General features: G+C 37.3%; 16 protein-coding genes and 1 pseudogene. 16 read left to right on the top strand and 1 reads right to left on the bottom strand.

Features of this window, described 5'->3' with window-relative positions:
* Nucleotide 1: 1 nt before the first annotated feature.
* The 14 genes from CC92_RS0104490 to tsf all read left to right on the top strand — a co-directional run bounded on the left by CC92_RS0104490 (nucleotide 2) and on the right by tsf (nucleotide 12,724).
* A complete protein-coding gene (locus CC92_RS0104490; RefSeq protein ID WP_029504221.1) occupies nucleotides 2-769 on the top strand; it encodes a flagellar brake protein in 768 nt (255 codons plus the stop codon).
* A gap of 166 nt (nucleotides 770-935) precedes the next feature.
* Nucleotides 936-2,054, top strand: a complete 1,119-nt coding sequence (gene cheB / locus CC92_RS0104485; protein WP_029504222.1) for a chemotaxis-specific protein-glutamate methyltransferase CheB — start codon at nucleotides 936-938, stop codon at nucleotides 2,052-2,054.
* Nucleotide 2,055: 1 nt separating this feature from the next.
* On the top strand, nucleotides 2,056-4,152 hold the full coding sequence (locus CC92_RS0104480; RefSeq protein WP_029504223.1) for a chemotaxis protein CheA: 2,097 nt from the start codon (nucleotides 2,056-2,058) through the stop codon (nucleotides 4,150-4,152).
* Between the two features lie 13 nt (nucleotides 4,153-4,165).
* A complete protein-coding gene (locus CC92_RS0104475) occupies nucleotides 4,166-4,633 on the top strand; it encodes a chemotaxis protein CheW (RefSeq protein WP_029504225.1) in 468 nt (155 codons plus the stop codon).
* A gap of 28 nt (nucleotides 4,634-4,661) precedes the next feature.
* Nucleotides 4,662-5,279, top strand: a complete 618-nt coding sequence (locus CC92_RS0104470) for a chemotaxis protein CheC (RefSeq protein ID WP_029504226.1) — start codon at nucleotides 4,662-4,664, stop codon at nucleotides 5,277-5,279.
* An 8-nt stretch (nucleotides 5,280-5,287) separates the two neighbouring features.
* Complete coding sequence (locus tag CC92_RS0104465) at nucleotides 5,288-5,773, top strand: chemotaxis protein CheD (protein ID WP_029504227.1); 486 nt, start codon at nucleotides 5,288-5,290, stop codon at nucleotides 5,771-5,773.
* 39 nt (nucleotides 5,774-5,812) lie between these two features.
* Nucleotides 5,813-6,139 carry a hypothetical protein gene (locus CC92_RS0104460; protein WP_029504229.1) on the top strand — a complete coding sequence of 109 codons (327 nt, stop codon included), beginning with the start codon at nucleotides 5,813-5,815 and terminating at the stop codon, nucleotides 6,137-6,139.
* Nucleotides 6,140-6,158: 19 nt separating this feature from the next.
* Nucleotides 6,159-6,923 carry a FliA/WhiG family RNA polymerase sigma factor gene (locus tag CC92_RS0104455; protein ID WP_029504230.1) on the top strand — a complete coding sequence of 255 codons (765 nt, stop codon included), beginning with the start codon at nucleotides 6,159-6,161 and terminating at the stop codon, nucleotides 6,921-6,923.
* An 84-nt stretch (nucleotides 6,924-7,007) separates the two neighbouring features.
* Nucleotides 7,008-8,606 carry a DUF342 domain-containing protein gene (locus tag CC92_RS0104450; RefSeq protein WP_029504231.1) on the top strand — a complete coding sequence of 533 codons (1,599 nt, stop codon included), beginning with the start codon at nucleotides 7,008-7,010 and terminating at the stop codon, nucleotides 8,604-8,606.
* A 28-nt stretch (nucleotides 8,607-8,634) separates the two neighbouring features.
* Nucleotides 8,635-8,958 carry a hypothetical protein gene (locus CC92_RS0104445; RefSeq protein WP_029504232.1) on the top strand — a complete coding sequence of 108 codons (324 nt, stop codon included), beginning with the start codon at nucleotides 8,635-8,637 and terminating at the stop codon, nucleotides 8,956-8,958.
* An 18-nt stretch (nucleotides 8,959-8,976) separates the two neighbouring features.
* Nucleotides 8,977-9,678, top strand: a complete 702-nt coding sequence (locus CC92_RS0104440) for a DUF6115 domain-containing protein (RefSeq protein ID WP_029504233.1) — start codon at nucleotides 8,977-8,979, stop codon at nucleotides 9,676-9,678.
* 165 nt (nucleotides 9,679-9,843) lie between these two features.
* Nucleotides 9,844-10,599 carry a hypothetical protein gene (locus tag CC92_RS21415; protein WP_051650841.1) on the top strand — a complete coding sequence of 252 codons (756 nt, stop codon included), beginning with the start codon at nucleotides 9,844-9,846 and terminating at the stop codon, nucleotides 10,597-10,599.
* A 251-nt stretch (nucleotides 10,600-10,850) separates the two neighbouring features.
* Nucleotides 10,851-11,591, top strand: a complete 741-nt coding sequence (gene rpsB / locus CC92_RS0104425; RefSeq protein WP_029504236.1) for a 30S ribosomal protein S2 — start codon at nucleotides 10,851-10,853, stop codon at nucleotides 11,589-11,591.
* Nucleotides 11,592-11,791: 200 nt separating this feature from the next.
* Complete coding sequence (gene tsf / locus CC92_RS0104420; RefSeq protein WP_029504237.1) at nucleotides 11,792-12,724, top strand: translation elongation factor Ts; 933 nt, start codon at nucleotides 11,792-11,794, stop codon at nucleotides 12,722-12,724.
* Between the two features lie 219 nt (nucleotides 12,725-12,943).
* On the opposite strand, the pseudogene CC92_RS23590 reads toward tsf, so the two are convergent.
* Nucleotides 12,944-13,015, bottom strand: a pseudogene (locus tag CC92_RS23590) (AraC family transcriptional regulator); the annotation flags it as partial.
* Nucleotides 13,016-13,137: 122 nt separating this feature from the next.
* Between CC92_RS23590 and CC92_RS0104415 the strand changes: the two are divergent.
* Together CC92_RS0104415 and CC92_RS0104410 are read left to right on the top strand one after the other, a co-directional pair.
* Nucleotides 13,138-14,505 carry an MATE family efflux transporter gene (locus CC92_RS0104415; protein WP_029504238.1) on the top strand — a complete coding sequence of 456 codons (1,368 nt, stop codon included), beginning with the start codon at nucleotides 13,138-13,140 and terminating at the stop codon, nucleotides 14,503-14,505.
* Nucleotides 14,489-15,514 (top strand): phosphotransferase, encoded by a 1,026-nt coding sequence (locus tag CC92_RS0104410; RefSeq protein WP_029504239.1) that lies wholly within the window; start codon nucleotides 14,489-14,491, stop codon nucleotides 15,512-15,514. The genes CC92_RS0104415 and CC92_RS0104410 overlap by 17 nt, the downstream gene beginning before the upstream one ends.
* Nucleotides 15,515-15,609: the final 95 nt, after the last annotated feature.

The raw sequence follows: 15,609 nt of genomic DNA, 5'->3' as shown, positions 1-15,609 counted from the left end.
AATGTTTAAAGATATAGCCTCAGTTGGTGATAAGCTGGAAATGGTAAAAATCAACAATCAGGGGGATATAGTGAATGAATCAAAGAGGCATCTAAGTGTGGTATATGAGTTAGATGAGACTGACTATGTATCTATTGCCATCCCAATTGAAAATAGCAGGTTAGTCCCTTTGGAAATCGGAACATACTACATTATCTACGTCTATAGTAAGACTGGTTTATTCCAATGTAAGGCGAAAGTAATTAGTAAGTTCCGTATTCAGAGTGCGTATGCTGCACAGATTCAAATTATCTCTGATTTAGAAAAGCAACAAAGAAGACAGTTTTTTCGACTAGATATGGTGCAAGATATGTCTTTCCGTATTTTAATGGAAGATGAATGGGATGAAATTAAAAAGTTGTATGACAGCTTTATAGATAAAACAAGTATACAAGAAAGTATCGAGCAGCTTCAGACAAAGAATATGTATAGTTGGCAAGAAGGAGTTATGGTTGATATTAGTGGTGGTGGTATGAAATTTAACTCCAAAGAAATTTGCAAAGAGGACGATATACTTCAGGTCAAATTCCTATTGGAAACAGAAAGTGGTCCGAAGAAACTTCTTTTATATGCTAGGGTTATTAATTGTTCAGAAGCTAAGAATCTTCCAAAAGTATATTCAAAACGTGTCGCTTTCTTAAAAATGAAAAGTGACGAGAGAGAAGCAATTATACGTTATATCTTCGAGAAAGAACGAAAACGCCGAAATAAAGAAAATAGGTTAAGTTAGTGTATCGTCGTATAAATAAATATATAAATTAATTAATAGACGATACACTTGTATCGTCGTATAAATAAATATATAAATTAATTAATAGACGATACATTGATAGATACTTCCAAAGGTATAGGGAAATTAGATTGTTGACTGGCCTATCAATAGAATGGAGTACGATATGATGAAAAATATTTTAGTGATTGATGACTCTGCACTTATGAGAAGGCTCATATCTGATATAATTAGAAGTGACAAGAGATTCAGCATAAGTGATGTTGCAACAAATGGTTTGGAAGGCTTTGATCTTATTACATTAAATCCGACAAAATATGATGCAATTCTTCTTGACATTAATATGCCAAAGATGAATGGAATTCAACTGTTGGAACAACTAAATAAGACACGATTAAAGCTAAAGATCATTATGGTTAGTACACTTGCAAAAGAGGGAGCCAAAGAGACCATTCGTTGTCTTGAACTAGGAGCCTTTGATTTTGTAACAAAACCAGAAAGTTACATAGAAGCAAAGGATGGTGCGTTTAAAGAAAAGATATTAACTGCACTAGAATATGCAACAGAGTTAGTACCAACGACTCAAAGTATGGTGGTTGATAAGGCAAGACCGGTATTACCAACATCGAGTAACAAAATCAAGGTTGACATTACAAAACCTATCGGTTTGCTTGATCGAAAAGCGCATGTTAAGGTTTTAAACAATGCGAAGAAAATAGTAGCTTTGGCTTGTTCTACCGGTGGCCCGAAAGCACTCCATCAAGTAATCCCAAAACTTCCTGCAAATTTAGATGCACCGATGATTATAGTTCAACATATGCCAGAGGGATTTACCAATTCGCTTGCTTCTCGACTGAATGAATTAAGTGCTCTTACAGTAAAGGAAGCAGAGCATGGAGAACTAGTGCAAAAGGGATATGTTTATGTAGCTAAGGGTGGATCACAGCTAAGGATAGTAAAATCAAGAGATGGCTATACCTTATCTGTCACTATGGAACCAGCACGAAATGGATTAAAGCCATGTGCAGACATCATGTATGAATCCTTGAAGGATACAGATTATGAAGATATTACCTGTGTAGTCCTTACCGGAATGGGTGGAGATGGAACACAGGGGATTAAACAACTAAATGAAAAAAATAATATTTACGTTATAGCACAAGATGAAGCGACCAGTACTGTTTATGGAATGCCCAAAGTTGTTTACGAGGCAGGACTTGTTGATGAAGTAGTATCGATTGAAATGGTTGCCGAGGCTATAACGAAGAATGTGGGGGTGCAATGAGATGGATGTAAGTCAATATTTAGAGATTTTCATCGATGAAACAAAGGAACATCTTCAAAGTTTAAATGAGCAATTGTTGATACTGGAAAAAGAACCTGAGAATGAAGATACGATAAATGAGATATTTCGTTCTGCACATTCCTTAAAAGGAATGGCTGGAACCATGGGTTATAAGAGAATGCAACGACTTACCCATGATATGGAAAATGTATTATCTGAAATTCGTGCTGGAAAGATGAAAGTGAAAGCGGAATTGGTTGATGTATTATTCAAAGGTTTGGATGCGCTAGAATCTTATCTAAATTCTATTGTTACTTCCGCTGATGAAGGTACGGAAGACAATGAGGATATCATTAAAAACTTAAATCGTATTCTTGATGAAGGAGTAAAGGCATTTACACAAGATGCTTCTGAGGCGAAGGAAGAGACAAGTAAACCAGTAGTTAGTGCAGCTGCAATCGCAACAGCAACCGCGAAAGAATCAGCACAAGCTGATATTGCACTTGCGGATCATGAATTACGTGCTGTGGAAAAGATGACACAAGAGGGCGGTCATGCATATTCTTTAACGGTATACATACAAGAGTCCTGTATCTTAAAAGCAGCAAGAGCATTTTTAGTATTCAAAGCATTAGAAGAATTAGGTGACATCATAAAGAGTAAGCCAGAAGTACAAGATATTGAAGATGAAAGATTTGATTTAGATTTTTCAGTAGTATTATTAACGAAAGAATCAATTAGTAAAGTTCAAAAGGTTGTTACTGGAGTATCTGAAATCAAGGATGTTGACATCTCAGAAATCATTGTGCCACAGCGTGAGCATAAAGATGAAACTGCGAGCGAAACAGAGAAGCAAGAGCAAAAGTCCCTTTCAAAAGATTCTTATAATGCAAAGAGTGCTGCAGCTGCAGCAAAGCAAAAAGAAACAGCAAAACCAGTTGTTAACCGCTCTGTTCGTGTTGATATTGAAAAGCTAGATGATTTAATGAACCTTGTGAGTGAGCTTATTATCGCTAAAAACGGTTTGGTTTCTATGAATAGTACTGAAACGAAATCAGATTCTATGGGTGGCTTCAATGAGCAAATTGAGTACTTAGAAAGAATTACAACAAATCTTCATCAGTCTGTTATGAAGGTTCGAATGGTGCCAATTGAAAGCGTAGTAAATCGTTTCCCACGTATGATTCGTGACTTATCTAAAAAACTTGATAAAAAAATGGAATTGTATATGACTGGTGAAGATACAGAGTTAGATCGTACTGTAATTGATGAAATCGGCGATCCATTAATGCATCTTCTTCGTAATGCAGCAGATCATGGTCTAGAAAGTAACGAAGAGAGAATGAAGCTTGGGAAACCTGAGGTCGGTTCCATCTTCTTAGATGCTTACCAGGAAGGTAATAATGTAGTAATAGAAGTCAGGGATGATGGTTCTGGTATTAATGTAGAAAAGATTAAGAGAAAAGCAATCGATAAAGGTACGATAACGGAAGAGCAAGCAGCTGCGATGACAGATAAAGAAATTATTGATTTGTTATTCCGTCCAAGTTTCTCAACTGCTGAAGTTATCTCTGATGTATCTGGTCGAGGTGTAGGCCTTGATGTTGTAAAAACTAAAATAGAGACTCTAGGTGGAAGCATTGAAACTAAGACAGTTCTTTCGAAAGGAAGCAATTTTATCATTCGCTTACCTCTAACTCTTGCAATCATACAGGCATTGATGGTGGAACTTGGATCAGAAAAATATGCGATTCCACTTGGTAGCATTGAAACGATTGAAAATGTTGCAACTAAGGAAATTAAGTACGTACAGTCTAAAGAAGTAATTCACCTTCGTGGTAATGTTATTCCTTTAATTCGTCTAAATAAGATTCTAGATGTAACTGAAAACACAAAGGAAACTGATGATTTAACGATTGTTATCGTTAAGAAGGGCGACAAACTTGCTGGACTTGTTGTAGATAATTTAATTGGACAGCTTGAAATTGTAATCAAATCGATCGGTAAATATATCAATAACAGCAAGATGATAAGTGGTGCAACTATCTTAGGTGATGGTGAAATCGCATTAATTCTTGATGTAAATTCTTTGGTATAAGGGGGGACGCAGTATGGAAACGAATAAAGTGACAGGGAATGATTCAAAACAATACATTGTTGTTACCCTAGGAAATGAACAGTTTGGTATCAATATTCAATATGTAGATAATATTGTAAGAATGCAACGTATCACAAGAGTACCAAAAGCGCAATCATATTTTAAAGGTGTTATCAATATTCGAGGTGAAATTATCCCAGTGATGAGCCTACGATTAAAATTTGGTCTAGAGCCAGATGAAATCAACAATGCTACCCGTATTCTAATCATTAAGCTAGAACCTCAGGCAGCAATTGGTATTATTGTGGATGAGGTAAAAGAAGTAGTTACCATTAGTGATGACAACGTGGATAAGATTGCTAGCAGTGCGAACGATGAAAAAGCGTCTTATCTTGCGGGAGTTGGGAAACATGGAGATGGTTTAATCTCTTTATTAAATCTCTCAGCAGTTATCATTGAAAAAGAAGTAGATGGTAAGTAGGCGTTAAAGCGCCAGAATTGAGGTTACTATGTCTGATAAAGATTTTGACACTATGGATTCCATGCAGTTTGACGTATTAAAAGAGATTGGTAATATCGGTGCTGGTAATGCAACAACAGCATTATCCAAATTGCTAAATGCTAAGGTTGATATGAAAGTTCCAAAGATTGAGCTTCTAGAGTTTAAAGATCTATCGGATGTTATAGGAGGTGCCGAAAATGTTGTGGTTGGCATCCTCCTAACACTAGATGGGGATATTGATGGAATGATTATGTTTATACTCGAGCAAGAACCTGCGAGAGCAATTGTTCGTATGTTAATGCAGGGAATGTGTGAAGTAGGAGAAGAATTTACAGAGATTGAGTTATCAGCTTTACAAGAGATTGGAAATATCATAGCTGGAGCATACCTATCTTCTCTCTCAACATTAACGAACATGACCATAACTTCCAGTATACCTTACTTAGCGATTGACATGGCAGGAGCGATTCTTAGTGTACCAGCAATTGAGTTTGGCAAGATAAGTGATAAAGCACTATTAATTGAAACAGAATTTGGTGATAAGAATCTGGAAGTAAATGGATATTTTGTACTAATACCAACACTGGATTCCTATAACGCAATATTAACATCATTAGGAATGTAGGTGTAACTATGGGGGAAATGATAAAAGTTGGTATGGCAGACATGAATGTTTGTAAACCTCCAGATAGTATAACCACGTTAGGACTTGGGTCTTGTGTTGGAATTGTATTGTATGACCCTGGTAGAAAAGTATCTGGTATGGTACATATTATGCTACCTGATAGTACCAAAATAAAAAACAATGAGAATATCGCAAAATTTGCAGACACAGGTATCGATGAACTGATAAGACGTTTGTTAGCACTGGGAGCTAGTCGTACTGCTTTAATTGCTAAAATTGCTGGTGGAGCACAAATGTTTGCCTTTAGTAGTAACAATGATATGCTACGAGTTGGTGAGCGGAATGTGGAGGCAACAAAAGAAAAGTTAAATTCATTACGGATTCCGATTCTAGCTCAGGATACAGGCGCAAACTACGGTAGAACTATAGAATTTAATCCTGAGTCTGGAGAATTATTAATTAAGTCGGTAGGAAAGCCACTGAAAAAGATTTAATTTTAAAAAAGGCACTGACACGCCGGAATTGAGGTAATTATGAAGAATAAGAACATACCTGCGGTTGTTACGTTATGTGCAGGAGCCATCGCAAGCATCACCTGTATAGTAAATCGATATAATCTGGTTTCTACACTTTTTATCGTATTGTGTGTGCTCATTGTCTTTTATATCGTTGGAATAATTGTAGGTAAAATCATTATTAAAATAAACAAAGCTGCTAATGATGCATATATCGAGCAGGAACGAAAGAAGATGAAAGCTGCAAAAGTAGAAGAGGCAGCATCTGAGGATGAAATGATGGCAGAGTCGTTAGAAGAAGTGAAAGACGAAGCAGTGGTTACATTAGAAGAGAAGGTTGATTAAAACAGGGGAGAGATAGCCTATGAGTGCTGATATAAAGCAAAAATTATGGGATGAATACAGTAAGAAGAGAACTCCTGACCTCAGAGAAAAAATCATAATCGAGTATGCGAATCTTGTAAAGATTGTAGCAGGAAGACTCAGCATTTATTTAGGATATAATGTGGAATATGACGATTTGGTTGGTTATGGGACCTTCGGTTTAATCGATGCAATAGACAAATTTGACTGCGAAAAGGGAGCCAAATTTGAAACATATGCATCGCTTCGTATTCGTGGTGCAATCTTAGATCAAATTCGAAAGATGGATTGGATACCAAGAACATTAAGACAGAAGCAAAAAAGGTTAGATGCGGCATATCAAAAGTTAGAAACTGTGTATGGTAGGCAGGCAACCGATGAAGAAGTGGCGAACGAGCTTGAAATTACAACAGATGAACTAGAAACTTGGCAGAATCAAACGAAGATATCGAACCTAGTATCCTTGGATGAATATATGGAACAAGGAGAAGGAATGATAGAAAATGTTACCAGTGAGGATTATGTTCAGCCAGAAAAGGTAATGGAGAAGCAAGAACTAAAAGAGATGTTAGTAAAGGCATTGGAGTATCTAACAGAAAAGGAAAAGAAAGTGATAGTCCTGTATTATTATGAGGATTTGACTTTAAAAGAAATCAGTGCAGTATTAGAAGTGTCTGAATCCAGAATATCACAGCTGCATACAAAAGCGTTACAAAAGATGAGGCAGAAGTTAGGCAGTAACCTTAATATTTTTATGGGGCAGTAAGTGAATAAACTCTTGAGACAGCATAAATGACTGCAAGAAACTAATGGAACTTGTAGAGTATGAATGTATAGGGAGAGGGTATAAATGGCAAAAGATAATGCAATATTTCAATTGATAACGAATAACGATGGCACTTACCTTCAATTAATTCCAGCGAAAGGATTAGGGAAAATATTTTTATTTAGTGAACTGGATGAATATTTGACTAAACGAAGAATTGATTATGACAAAATAATAGTGAATGATGCTTTACTTAGATTAACAGAAACTAAGATTATAAAGCTTAATAACACTGTTCGCATGCCAGAAAGTGAAGGAATTAAAGTAACAATTTCAGATGATCGTATGGAGGCTATTGCAAGATTTTATCCGCCATCTCCAAATGGAAGTACAATGAATTCTACCGAAATAGTTAATGACCTTGTAAAAGCAGGAATTAAATATGGTGTCGTGGAAGAGAATGTAAAAGCATTCTTAAAGGAACGAAATTATTTAGAGGATATTGTATTAGCACGTGGAACCGCTCCGGTCAAGGGGAAAAATGCTGTCATAACATACTATTTTAATACAGATTTAACAAGAAAACCAAAAGAGAATGAAGATGGAACGGTTGATTTCCATCAATTAAATACGATTAGTAAAGTAAGTAAAGGGGAATTGCTAGCAAAATTAGAGCCTGCGATTCAGGGAAAACCGGGGATTAACGTGGTAGGTAATGCTATCCAACCGGATAGAGTAGAACATAAAATTTTAAGAGCCGGAACAAAAACCAAATTATCAGAAGATGGATGTTCTTTATATTCTTTAGTTGATGGGCATGTATTATTGATTGGTGAAAAGATTAATGTCTCTGATTCCTACGAAATTAAAGGAGATGTTGATGCTTCTACAGGTGATGTCGAATACGATGGTAATGTTACTATTAAAGGTAGTGTACGTACCGGCTATAAGGTTATTGCTAACGGGGATATCATTGTAGAAGGTGTTGTAGAAGGTGCACTGCTACAGGCAGGAGGCCAGATTATTTTAAAGCGCGGTATTCAGGGGATGAACAAGGGAACCCTTATCGCAGCGGGTAATGTAGTTAGTAAATTTATAGAGAATGCAGAGGTTCGAACAGGTGGCTATTTATCATCAGAAGCATTACTACACAGTCGTGTTTCATCAAGAGGTGATGTTATTGTTGGAGGTAAGAAGGGATTCATTACAGGAGGTGAAATCCGTTCTGGCACAATGATTAAAGCCAAAACAGCTGGTTCCACGATGGGAACGAATACTTTACTTGAGGTAGGAGTAGATCCAACCATTATTGAAGAGTATCGTCGTATTGAAAAAGAGCTACCAAACATGAATAAGGAGTTGGAACAACTTACTCAGAACCTTTTATTATATTTAAAGAAACTAAAAGGCGGAGAAAAATTACCGACGGATAAGATGTTAATGATCAAATCAATGTCGGTAAATAAAGATGCACTTGAGAAAAAGAAAGCAGAAGCCATTGCACGTATGGAAGAACTTCAGACATTTATGGATGATAATGAGAGTGGTTGTATTAAGATAAGCGATACGATATATCCAGGATGCAAGGTTGTAATCTCGAATGTGGTATATTATGTGCGTAAAGAAACTGTTCACTGCAGTCTGGTAAGAGATCGTGCTGATATCAAGGTAGGTCCTTACTAAGCCCATTTTCTTTGAAGGGGGAGTCATTATGCCAATAACACCGATTGAAATGATATCGATACCAACGAAGTCACAAGAAGCATCATTAATAAAAAGTGCTGAGAATCAAAGACCAACGAACGAACAAATGACGTTTGGGGCAAAGTTTCAAGAGCAAATTAAACACCAGAGTGAACAAACGGTAGCTACAAATAAAAGCGATAATCCGGAATATCGGTATGATGCAAAAGAAAAAGGAAATAATTCATTCTTTGGACAGCAAAAAAAGCAAAAGAAAAAGAAAAAGCAAGAGAATGATACTTCAGAGAAGAATGGAAATGAACCACATAGAGGATTTGATATCAGAATATAAAGGGGATCATAAGTTACTATGAGTACACCACAAATAATACTATTGATTTTCGCCTTAGTACTTATTTTACTCAGCTTTTTACTTGTTGATCGACAAAGAACAGGTAAATCTCAACCGATAGATAATATGAATTATGAATTGACCGAGGAAGAGAAGAAGAGAATAAGACTACAGGTGCAAAACGTTATTGAACAAGAAATGAGCAATCGATTAATTGATGCAGAGGATAAGTTAAATCAATTATCTAACGAAAAAATTATGGAGTTTAATGAGTTTTCAACTGGGGTTCTTGAAAAAATAGAAATAAACAACAGTGAAGTTGTCTTCTTGTTTCAGATGTTAAAGGAGAAAGAAGAAGAACTGAAAGCAACCTTCTCTAAGATGGAAACAGTGCGTAGAGATGTGAAGGATTTGCTTGATAAGCTCTCTAAACTCATGGCTGCAAGGAACAAGACAACATTGGTACCTACAAAATCTGAGGAGCACATTGAGAGTACAGAAGAAAAGCTAAAAGCTCTTGAAGAAGCAGAAGCAATGGAATTCATTCATAAGGAGAAGGGCGAGGAGAATCCAAATGCAGATTCTACTCAATTAGTAGCAAAGCATAAGGAAGAAATTATCAACCTCTATAAAAATCAGTATTCTATTCGTGATATATCAAAACAATTAGGACTAGGGCAAGGGGAAGTGAAACTTGTATTAGATTTGTATGCAGAGTAAAAATTAAAAGATATTGTTTCTATATAATAGATCCATAGTATATTAAATTATTTATCAATTAGTTTTTTTATGTTTCATGTTATTGCTTTTCTTAAATGTATATAATTTGATTCGTATATTTATGACTTATTATGAAGAGAATACATGCCTAGAAATGGAGACAAAATGAAGTTAAAATATTATATGAGGGGAATAGGAGTAGGCATCTTATTTTCAATAATGGTATTTTTAATAGTGGGTGAAGAAGATCCACAAATGACAGATGAACAAATCATTGCAGCAGCAAAAGAACTTGGTATGGAAGAAAAGAAAACGATAGATCTATCTGGATTAAATCCTACTCCGGTCGCTTCGATTGATGATAAAGGAGATAACTTAAAAGATCCTAATAATTTGTCTAATGAAGAAAAAGGGGATACAGATAAAAAGGAAAACAATCCATCGATCACTCCAGATTCTGATGCAAGCGAGGTAGATAGTTCCAATTCAATTGATGATCAAAAGAACGAAGATGATACATCTGTGAATTCTGATGATAAAAAGAACGGAGATGATACATCTGTGAATTCTGATGATAAAATGAATAAAGATGATGCAGCTTCGAATCCTGATGAATCAAAAAACGCAGATGAATTAGAGAAGGATAATAACACTTCTGTAGATAACAACAGCACTTCTGATAAGGGCGAAATAAATGAATCAGATGAAATCAAAACATTAGTTATTTCAAAAGGAATGTATTCTCATGATGTTGCAGATTTATGTGAATCGATTGGACTTGTTAAGAATGCAAAAGAGTTTGATAGTTATCTAATTCAGAATGGTTATGCAAGCAATATTCGTATCAATCGTTACGAGATACAGGTTGGAGCAAGTTATGAAGAGATTGCTCGCCTTATTACAAAAAGACCACAGTATTAATTAAAAAGTTCCTTTTAATAAGTTCCTTTCATGAAGTTCCTTTCAAGAGAGATGCAAAATCTTATTCTGAGGAACTTTTTTAATAAAAATGCGAGTACTTTTTGAAAAGCACTTGATTTATATATCTTCTCATGATATAATGTTAGAGGCAAAAATCACGTACAAGTTCGAGGCATGGTGCCTAATTTTATGATTAGGTCTGCTAAGAAAATAGCTTGTGCGGAAGCAAAAACCAAAATGGAGGAAAAAACATGAGCGTTATTTCAATGAAACAATTACTTGAAGCAGGTGTTCACTTTGGACATCAAACAAGAAGATGGAACCCTAAGATGGCAGAGTACATCTACACAGAAAGAAATGGTATCTACATCATCGACTTACAGAAATCTGTAGGTAAGGTTGACGAAGCTTACTATGCAATCAAAGACGTAGTAGCAAATGGTGGTAAGGTACTTTTCGTTGGTACTAAGAAGCAAGCACAGGATTCAGTGAAATCTGAAGCTGAGCGTTGTGGAATGTACTATGTAAACGAGAGATGGTTAGGTGGTATGCTTACTAACTTCAAAACTATCCAGTCCAGAATCAAGAGATTAAAAGAGATCGAGACAATGGCTAATGATGGTACATTCGAAGTTCTTCCTAAGAAGGAAGTTATCGAATTAAAGAAGGAATGGGAGAAGCTTGAGAAAAACCTTGGTGGTATCAAGGATATGAAGGAAATCCCAGAAGCAATCTTCGTTGTTGACCCTAAGAAGGAAAGAATCTGTATTCAGGAAGCACATACACTTGGTATCAAGTTAATCGGTATTGCTGATACTAACTGTGATCCAGAAGAACTTGATTATGTAATCCCAGGTAATGACGATGCAATCAGAGCTGTTAAATTAATCGTAGCTAAGATGGCAGACGCTGTTATTGAAGCAAACCAGGGCGTACAGTTAACAGATTCTACAGATGTAGCTGAAGAAGCAACTGAAACTGTAGAGGCATAAGAAAGCGCTGTTGCAAAGTAAATCACCTATGTTTGTATTTAATACAATGATGTGAATAAGTGCTTCAGCCTGACCGCAAATGTTAGGCTGGGGCATTTTTAAGTAAATCATAGATTATTGTGACTACTATTTGTCTACAATAATTATTAATACGTGATATAGTTTTACTAAAATAATGAATGAACATGGAGGACAACAAAATGGCTATTACAGCTGGAATGGTTAAAGATTTAAGAGAAATGACCGGTGCAGGTATGATGGACTGCAAAAAAGCATTATCTGCAACTGATGGCGATATGGACAAGGCAGTAGAGTTCTTAAGAGAAAAAGGACTTGCAGCTGCTGAGAAAAAGGCAGGAAGAATCGCTGCAGAAGGTATCTGTGCTACTAACGTAAGTGCTGATGGAAAGGTTGCTGCTATCGTAGAAGTTAACTCCGAAACAGACTTCGTTGCTAAAAACGATACATTCAGATCTTTCGTTGACGCTGTAGCTGCTCAGGCTGCTACAACTAATGTAACAGATATTGATGCATTCTTAGCTGAGCCTTGGAGTCTTGATGCTTCTAAGACTGTAAAAGAAGAGTTAGCATCTCAGATCGCTGTTATCGGTGAGAATATGAACATCAGAAGATTCGAGAAGATTGTTACTGAAAATGGTTTTGTAGAGTCCTACATCCACAGCGGCGGAAGAATTGGTATCTTAGTTGAGATGGAAGCTTCTGTAGTAAATGATGCTGCAAAAGAATGTGCTAAGAACGTAGCTATGCAGGTTGCAGCTATGAACCCTAAGTATGTAGATCAGTCTGAAGTTCCTGCTGAATACATTGAGCATGAGAGAGAAATCTTAAAAGTTCAGGCTATGAACGATCCTGCAAATGCAAGCAAGCCAGAGAATATTATCGATAAGATGTTAGTTGGTCGTTTAAATAAGCAATTAAAAGAAATCTGCTTAGTAGATCAGGCATACGTAAAAGACGGTGACTTAACTGTTGGTAAGTATGTTGAGAGCGTAGCAAAAGAATTAGGTGCTACACTTAAAGTTAAGAGATTCGTTCGTTTTGAGACTGGTGAAGGTATTGAGAAGAAGAGCGAAGACTTTGCTGCTGAAGTTGCAAAGCAGATGGGTCAGTAAGACTAATTTAGCATAATTTTATAATGACTTTATAAGAGGCTCTAAAATCCTGTAACGACGGCATATATGCGGTTTACGGGATTTTAGAGCCTCTATTATATTGATTTTGGAACCTCGTAAAACCTTGTGAATCGATATGGAAACTTAACTCGATTTGCGTAAAATTTGCATATACGCAAAACAGAATAACTAAATTAACGCCCGAAGAGAGCTTTCTCTCTATCGGGCGTTTTGTTTTCTATATTCAGATGGACTAATATTATACCATTTACGGAAAATTTCAGAAAAATAGTAGAATTGTTATAATATCAAATAAGATATCGATTGTTATTAGTATTTACGTGCAGTATAATTATACCATATTGGAGTCATAAGATCAAAGAAATCTTCGAGATATGAAAGGAAGAAATACAATGAAACAAACACAAGGATCGGAGCAGATGCTGAACCGGCCAATACCGTCTCTTCTGTGGTCCACTTGTAGCCAAACTGTTATGTCTGTGATGATGTACAGCCTTTATTCCTTGGCAGATACTTTTTTCGTAGCTCGGGGTGTAGGTGCTATTGCCGCCGGGGCTGTCTCTCTGGCAGGACCACTCCTAACTATCATTGGTGCTTTTGCAAGCATGGTAGGAGCTGGCGGTGCATCACTTATTTCCCGTACGTTAGGCAGGGGGGACAAAGAGGAGACTGCCAACGTCGCGGCAAATACTTTTTTGATTTTTTATATAGTGACTGTTCTTTTTACAATCCTAGGATTATGGCAACTGGATCGTATTGTTATTTTCCTCGGTGCCGATGAAGCACTCATGGATTACACCCGTTCTTATGCACGAATCATTATAGCCGGTACGGTTACCTCGACCGGTTTCTCATCATTGATGCGAGCCGAGGGGAACATCCGGCAATCCATTTACCAGTGGATGATTCCGTCTCTGGTGAATCTGTTACTGGACCCGGTTTTCATCTTTCTGTTTAACTGGGGGGTGGAAGGTGCCGCTTATTCCACCGTTTTCTCTCAGGTTGTCTCCATGTGCCTGAGCTGGTGGTATTTCCTTTTCTCCGGAAAGAATACCTATCTCATTCGGTGGAAAAACTTTCGTCCGCAGCCACGGATTATGGGCGAAGTCATAGCTATCGGATTGCCGTCTCTGCTATCCCAGATTTGCTACAGCGGATATATGACTTTTGTAAACCGTCAATTTACTGCACTGGGTGGTGCAGTGGCTATCAGTGCCTTTGGTATCATCGGACGCTTGAAATCTTTTCTATTCATGCCGATTGCCGGCATCGCTCAGGGATTACAGCCGATCTTCGGATTTAATCATGCTGCCGGAAAGAATGAACGTGTGCGTCAGGCTGTCCGGATTACTGCGGGATTTACTATTATTTACGGTCTGGTTCTTACACTCATTTGTCAGCTGTTACCGGCATGGCTGATGAAGATGTTTGTCTCAGAAAATGATGTGATAACCCAGGGTACATCCATGCTTCGTATCATATCTATTAGCCTGTCATTGACCGGAGTTGGCAGCATTGCTACTGTTTACTATCAGTCTACTGGCAAAAAGCTTACCGCTTATTTTCTGCCAATTGCCAGCAACCTGCTACTTGCACTGCCTGTTCTGTTTGTGATGTCGCATTTTTACGGATTTCATGGTGCCATGGCATCCTTCCCGGTGTCTGACACAGTAGCCTTTTTACTGAACGGAATCTTATTGTACTATAGTTTAAAAAAGAGAAAACAAAAGGAGAAATACCATTATGAACAGTACCACTAAGACGATTTTAAGCAAAGAAATTATTCAGAAAATCATGGAAAAGCACTTTGGCGATGTTCAGGTACAGAATGTGAGCGAGTTAACGGAAGGCTGGTTCAACGCCATCTACATAGTGGATTATACGAAAGACGGCGAGGCATTTTCCGTGGTTCTGAAAACCGGTGTGGAAGAGGGAAAATATGTCCTTTCCTATGAAAAAGATTTGGTTCGGGCAGAGCTTCAGGTGTACGATTTGTTAAAGGGCACTATTATTCCAACTGCAGAAATTTTAGCCAAAGACTTCAGTTGGGACCTAATTAACTGTGACTATTTTATCATGGAACGGATGATGGGTGACAACTGGGGCCGTCTGACAGACCAATTAACACCGGAAAATAAGGATATACTTGTAGCAGAGCTGGCACAGTATACCGCAGCCCTGCATCAGATTAAGGGCCCTTGGTACGGCTATTTAAAGAATGATACTTTCTATCAGCATCCAACTTGGAAGGACGCATTTCGAGGTATGATTCAAATGCTGATGGATGACGGCAAGGAACAGAAACTGGATTTGCCTTACGATGAACTGCTGGAAATTCTGGAGCCATACTGGTATCTGTTAGATGACATCAAAGAACCTTGCCTGGTTAATTTTGATATGTGGACAAAAAACATCATGCTGAAAAAAGAAGAGGATGGTTTCTATCATATTGATGCCATCATTGATTTGGAGCGTGCGTTTTATGGGGACCCATATGCAGACTTTCTCTCTAGCAATACTGTGGTTGGAGACGTCAGCACCTGCCAGATTTTCATGGATAATTACAGCAAGATTAACGGCAGGGAATTCACTTTCACCAACCGGGATCGTGTCCGTTTAATTATGTATTTTATCTACATCATAATGATGATGGGAGTAGAGGATTATCGTAAAACAGATGAACAGGCAAAGGCAGAGGCGCTGAAAGAATGCCGTGAGGGGCTAAAATTCTTTGCGAAGCGGTTGAAGGAGGCGGCGGAAGCTTTGTAGAGAGCTATTGAAATGTAAATGTCTTTCAAGTTTGCGAAAGAAAAACTTGATTAGAGTCATTCAAGTAGAAAATCTACGCAAAATACTTGCGTAAA

The sequence above is a fragment of the Lachnoclostridium phytofermentans genome, assembly GCF_000733755.1.
In the GTDB taxonomy this organism is placed as follows: Bacteria; Bacillota; Clostridia; order Lachnospirales; family Lachnospiraceae; genus Lachnoclostridium; species Lachnoclostridium phytofermentans_A.
This window is presented reverse-complemented; position numbering and strand designations above follow the sequence as displayed.

What these genes read in the sequence shown, in the direction of transcription:
- CC92_RS0104490 (WP_029504221.1), top strand. Translation starts at nt 2, where the DNA reads ATGTTTAAAGATATAGCCTCAGTTGGTGATAAGCTGGAAATGGTAAAA.
- cheB (WP_029504222.1), top strand. Translation starts at nt 936, where the DNA reads ATGATGAAAAATATTTTAGTGATTGATGACTCTGCACTTATGAGAAGG.
- CC92_RS0104480 (WP_029504223.1), top strand. Translation starts at nt 2,056, where the DNA reads ATGGATGTAAGTCAATATTTAGAGATTTTCATCGATGAAACAAAGGAA.
- CC92_RS0104475 (WP_029504225.1), top strand. Translation starts at nt 4,166, where the DNA reads ATGGAAACGAATAAAGTGACAGGGAATGATTCAAAACAATACATTGTT.
- CC92_RS0104470 (WP_029504226.1), top strand. Translation starts at nt 4,662, where the DNA reads ATGTCTGATAAAGATTTTGACACTATGGATTCCATGCAGTTTGACGTA.
- CC92_RS0104465 (WP_029504227.1), top strand. Translation starts at nt 5,288, where the DNA reads ATGGGGGAAATGATAAAAGTTGGTATGGCAGACATGAATGTTTGTAAA.
- CC92_RS0104460 (WP_029504229.1), top strand. Translation starts at nt 5,813, where the DNA reads ATGAAGAATAAGAACATACCTGCGGTTGTTACGTTATGTGCAGGAGCC.
- CC92_RS0104455 (WP_029504230.1), top strand. Translation starts at nt 6,159, where the DNA reads ATGAGTGCTGATATAAAGCAAAAATTATGGGATGAATACAGTAAGAAG.
- CC92_RS0104450 (WP_029504231.1), top strand. Translation starts at nt 7,008, where the DNA reads ATGGCAAAAGATAATGCAATATTTCAATTGATAACGAATAACGATGGC.
- CC92_RS0104445 (WP_029504232.1), top strand. Translation starts at nt 8,635, where the DNA reads ATGCCAATAACACCGATTGAAATGATATCGATACCAACGAAGTCACAA.
- CC92_RS0104440 (WP_029504233.1), top strand. Translation starts at nt 8,977, where the DNA reads ATGAGTACACCACAAATAATACTATTGATTTTCGCCTTAGTACTTATT.
- CC92_RS21415 (WP_051650841.1), top strand. Translation starts at nt 9,844, where the DNA reads ATGAAGTTAAAATATTATATGAGGGGAATAGGAGTAGGCATCTTATTT.
- rpsB (WP_029504236.1), top strand. Translation starts at nt 10,851, where the DNA reads ATGAGCGTTATTTCAATGAAACAATTACTTGAAGCAGGTGTTCACTTT.
- tsf (WP_029504237.1), top strand. Translation starts at nt 11,792, where the DNA reads ATGGCTATTACAGCTGGAATGGTTAAAGATTTAAGAGAAATGACCGGT.
- CC92_RS0104415 (WP_029504238.1), top strand. Translation starts at nt 13,138, where the DNA reads ATGAAACAAACACAAGGATCGGAGCAGATGCTGAACCGGCCAATACCG.
- CC92_RS0104410 (WP_029504239.1), top strand. Translation starts at nt 14,489, where the DNA reads ATGAACAGTACCACTAAGACGATTTTAAGCAAAGAAATTATTCAGAAA.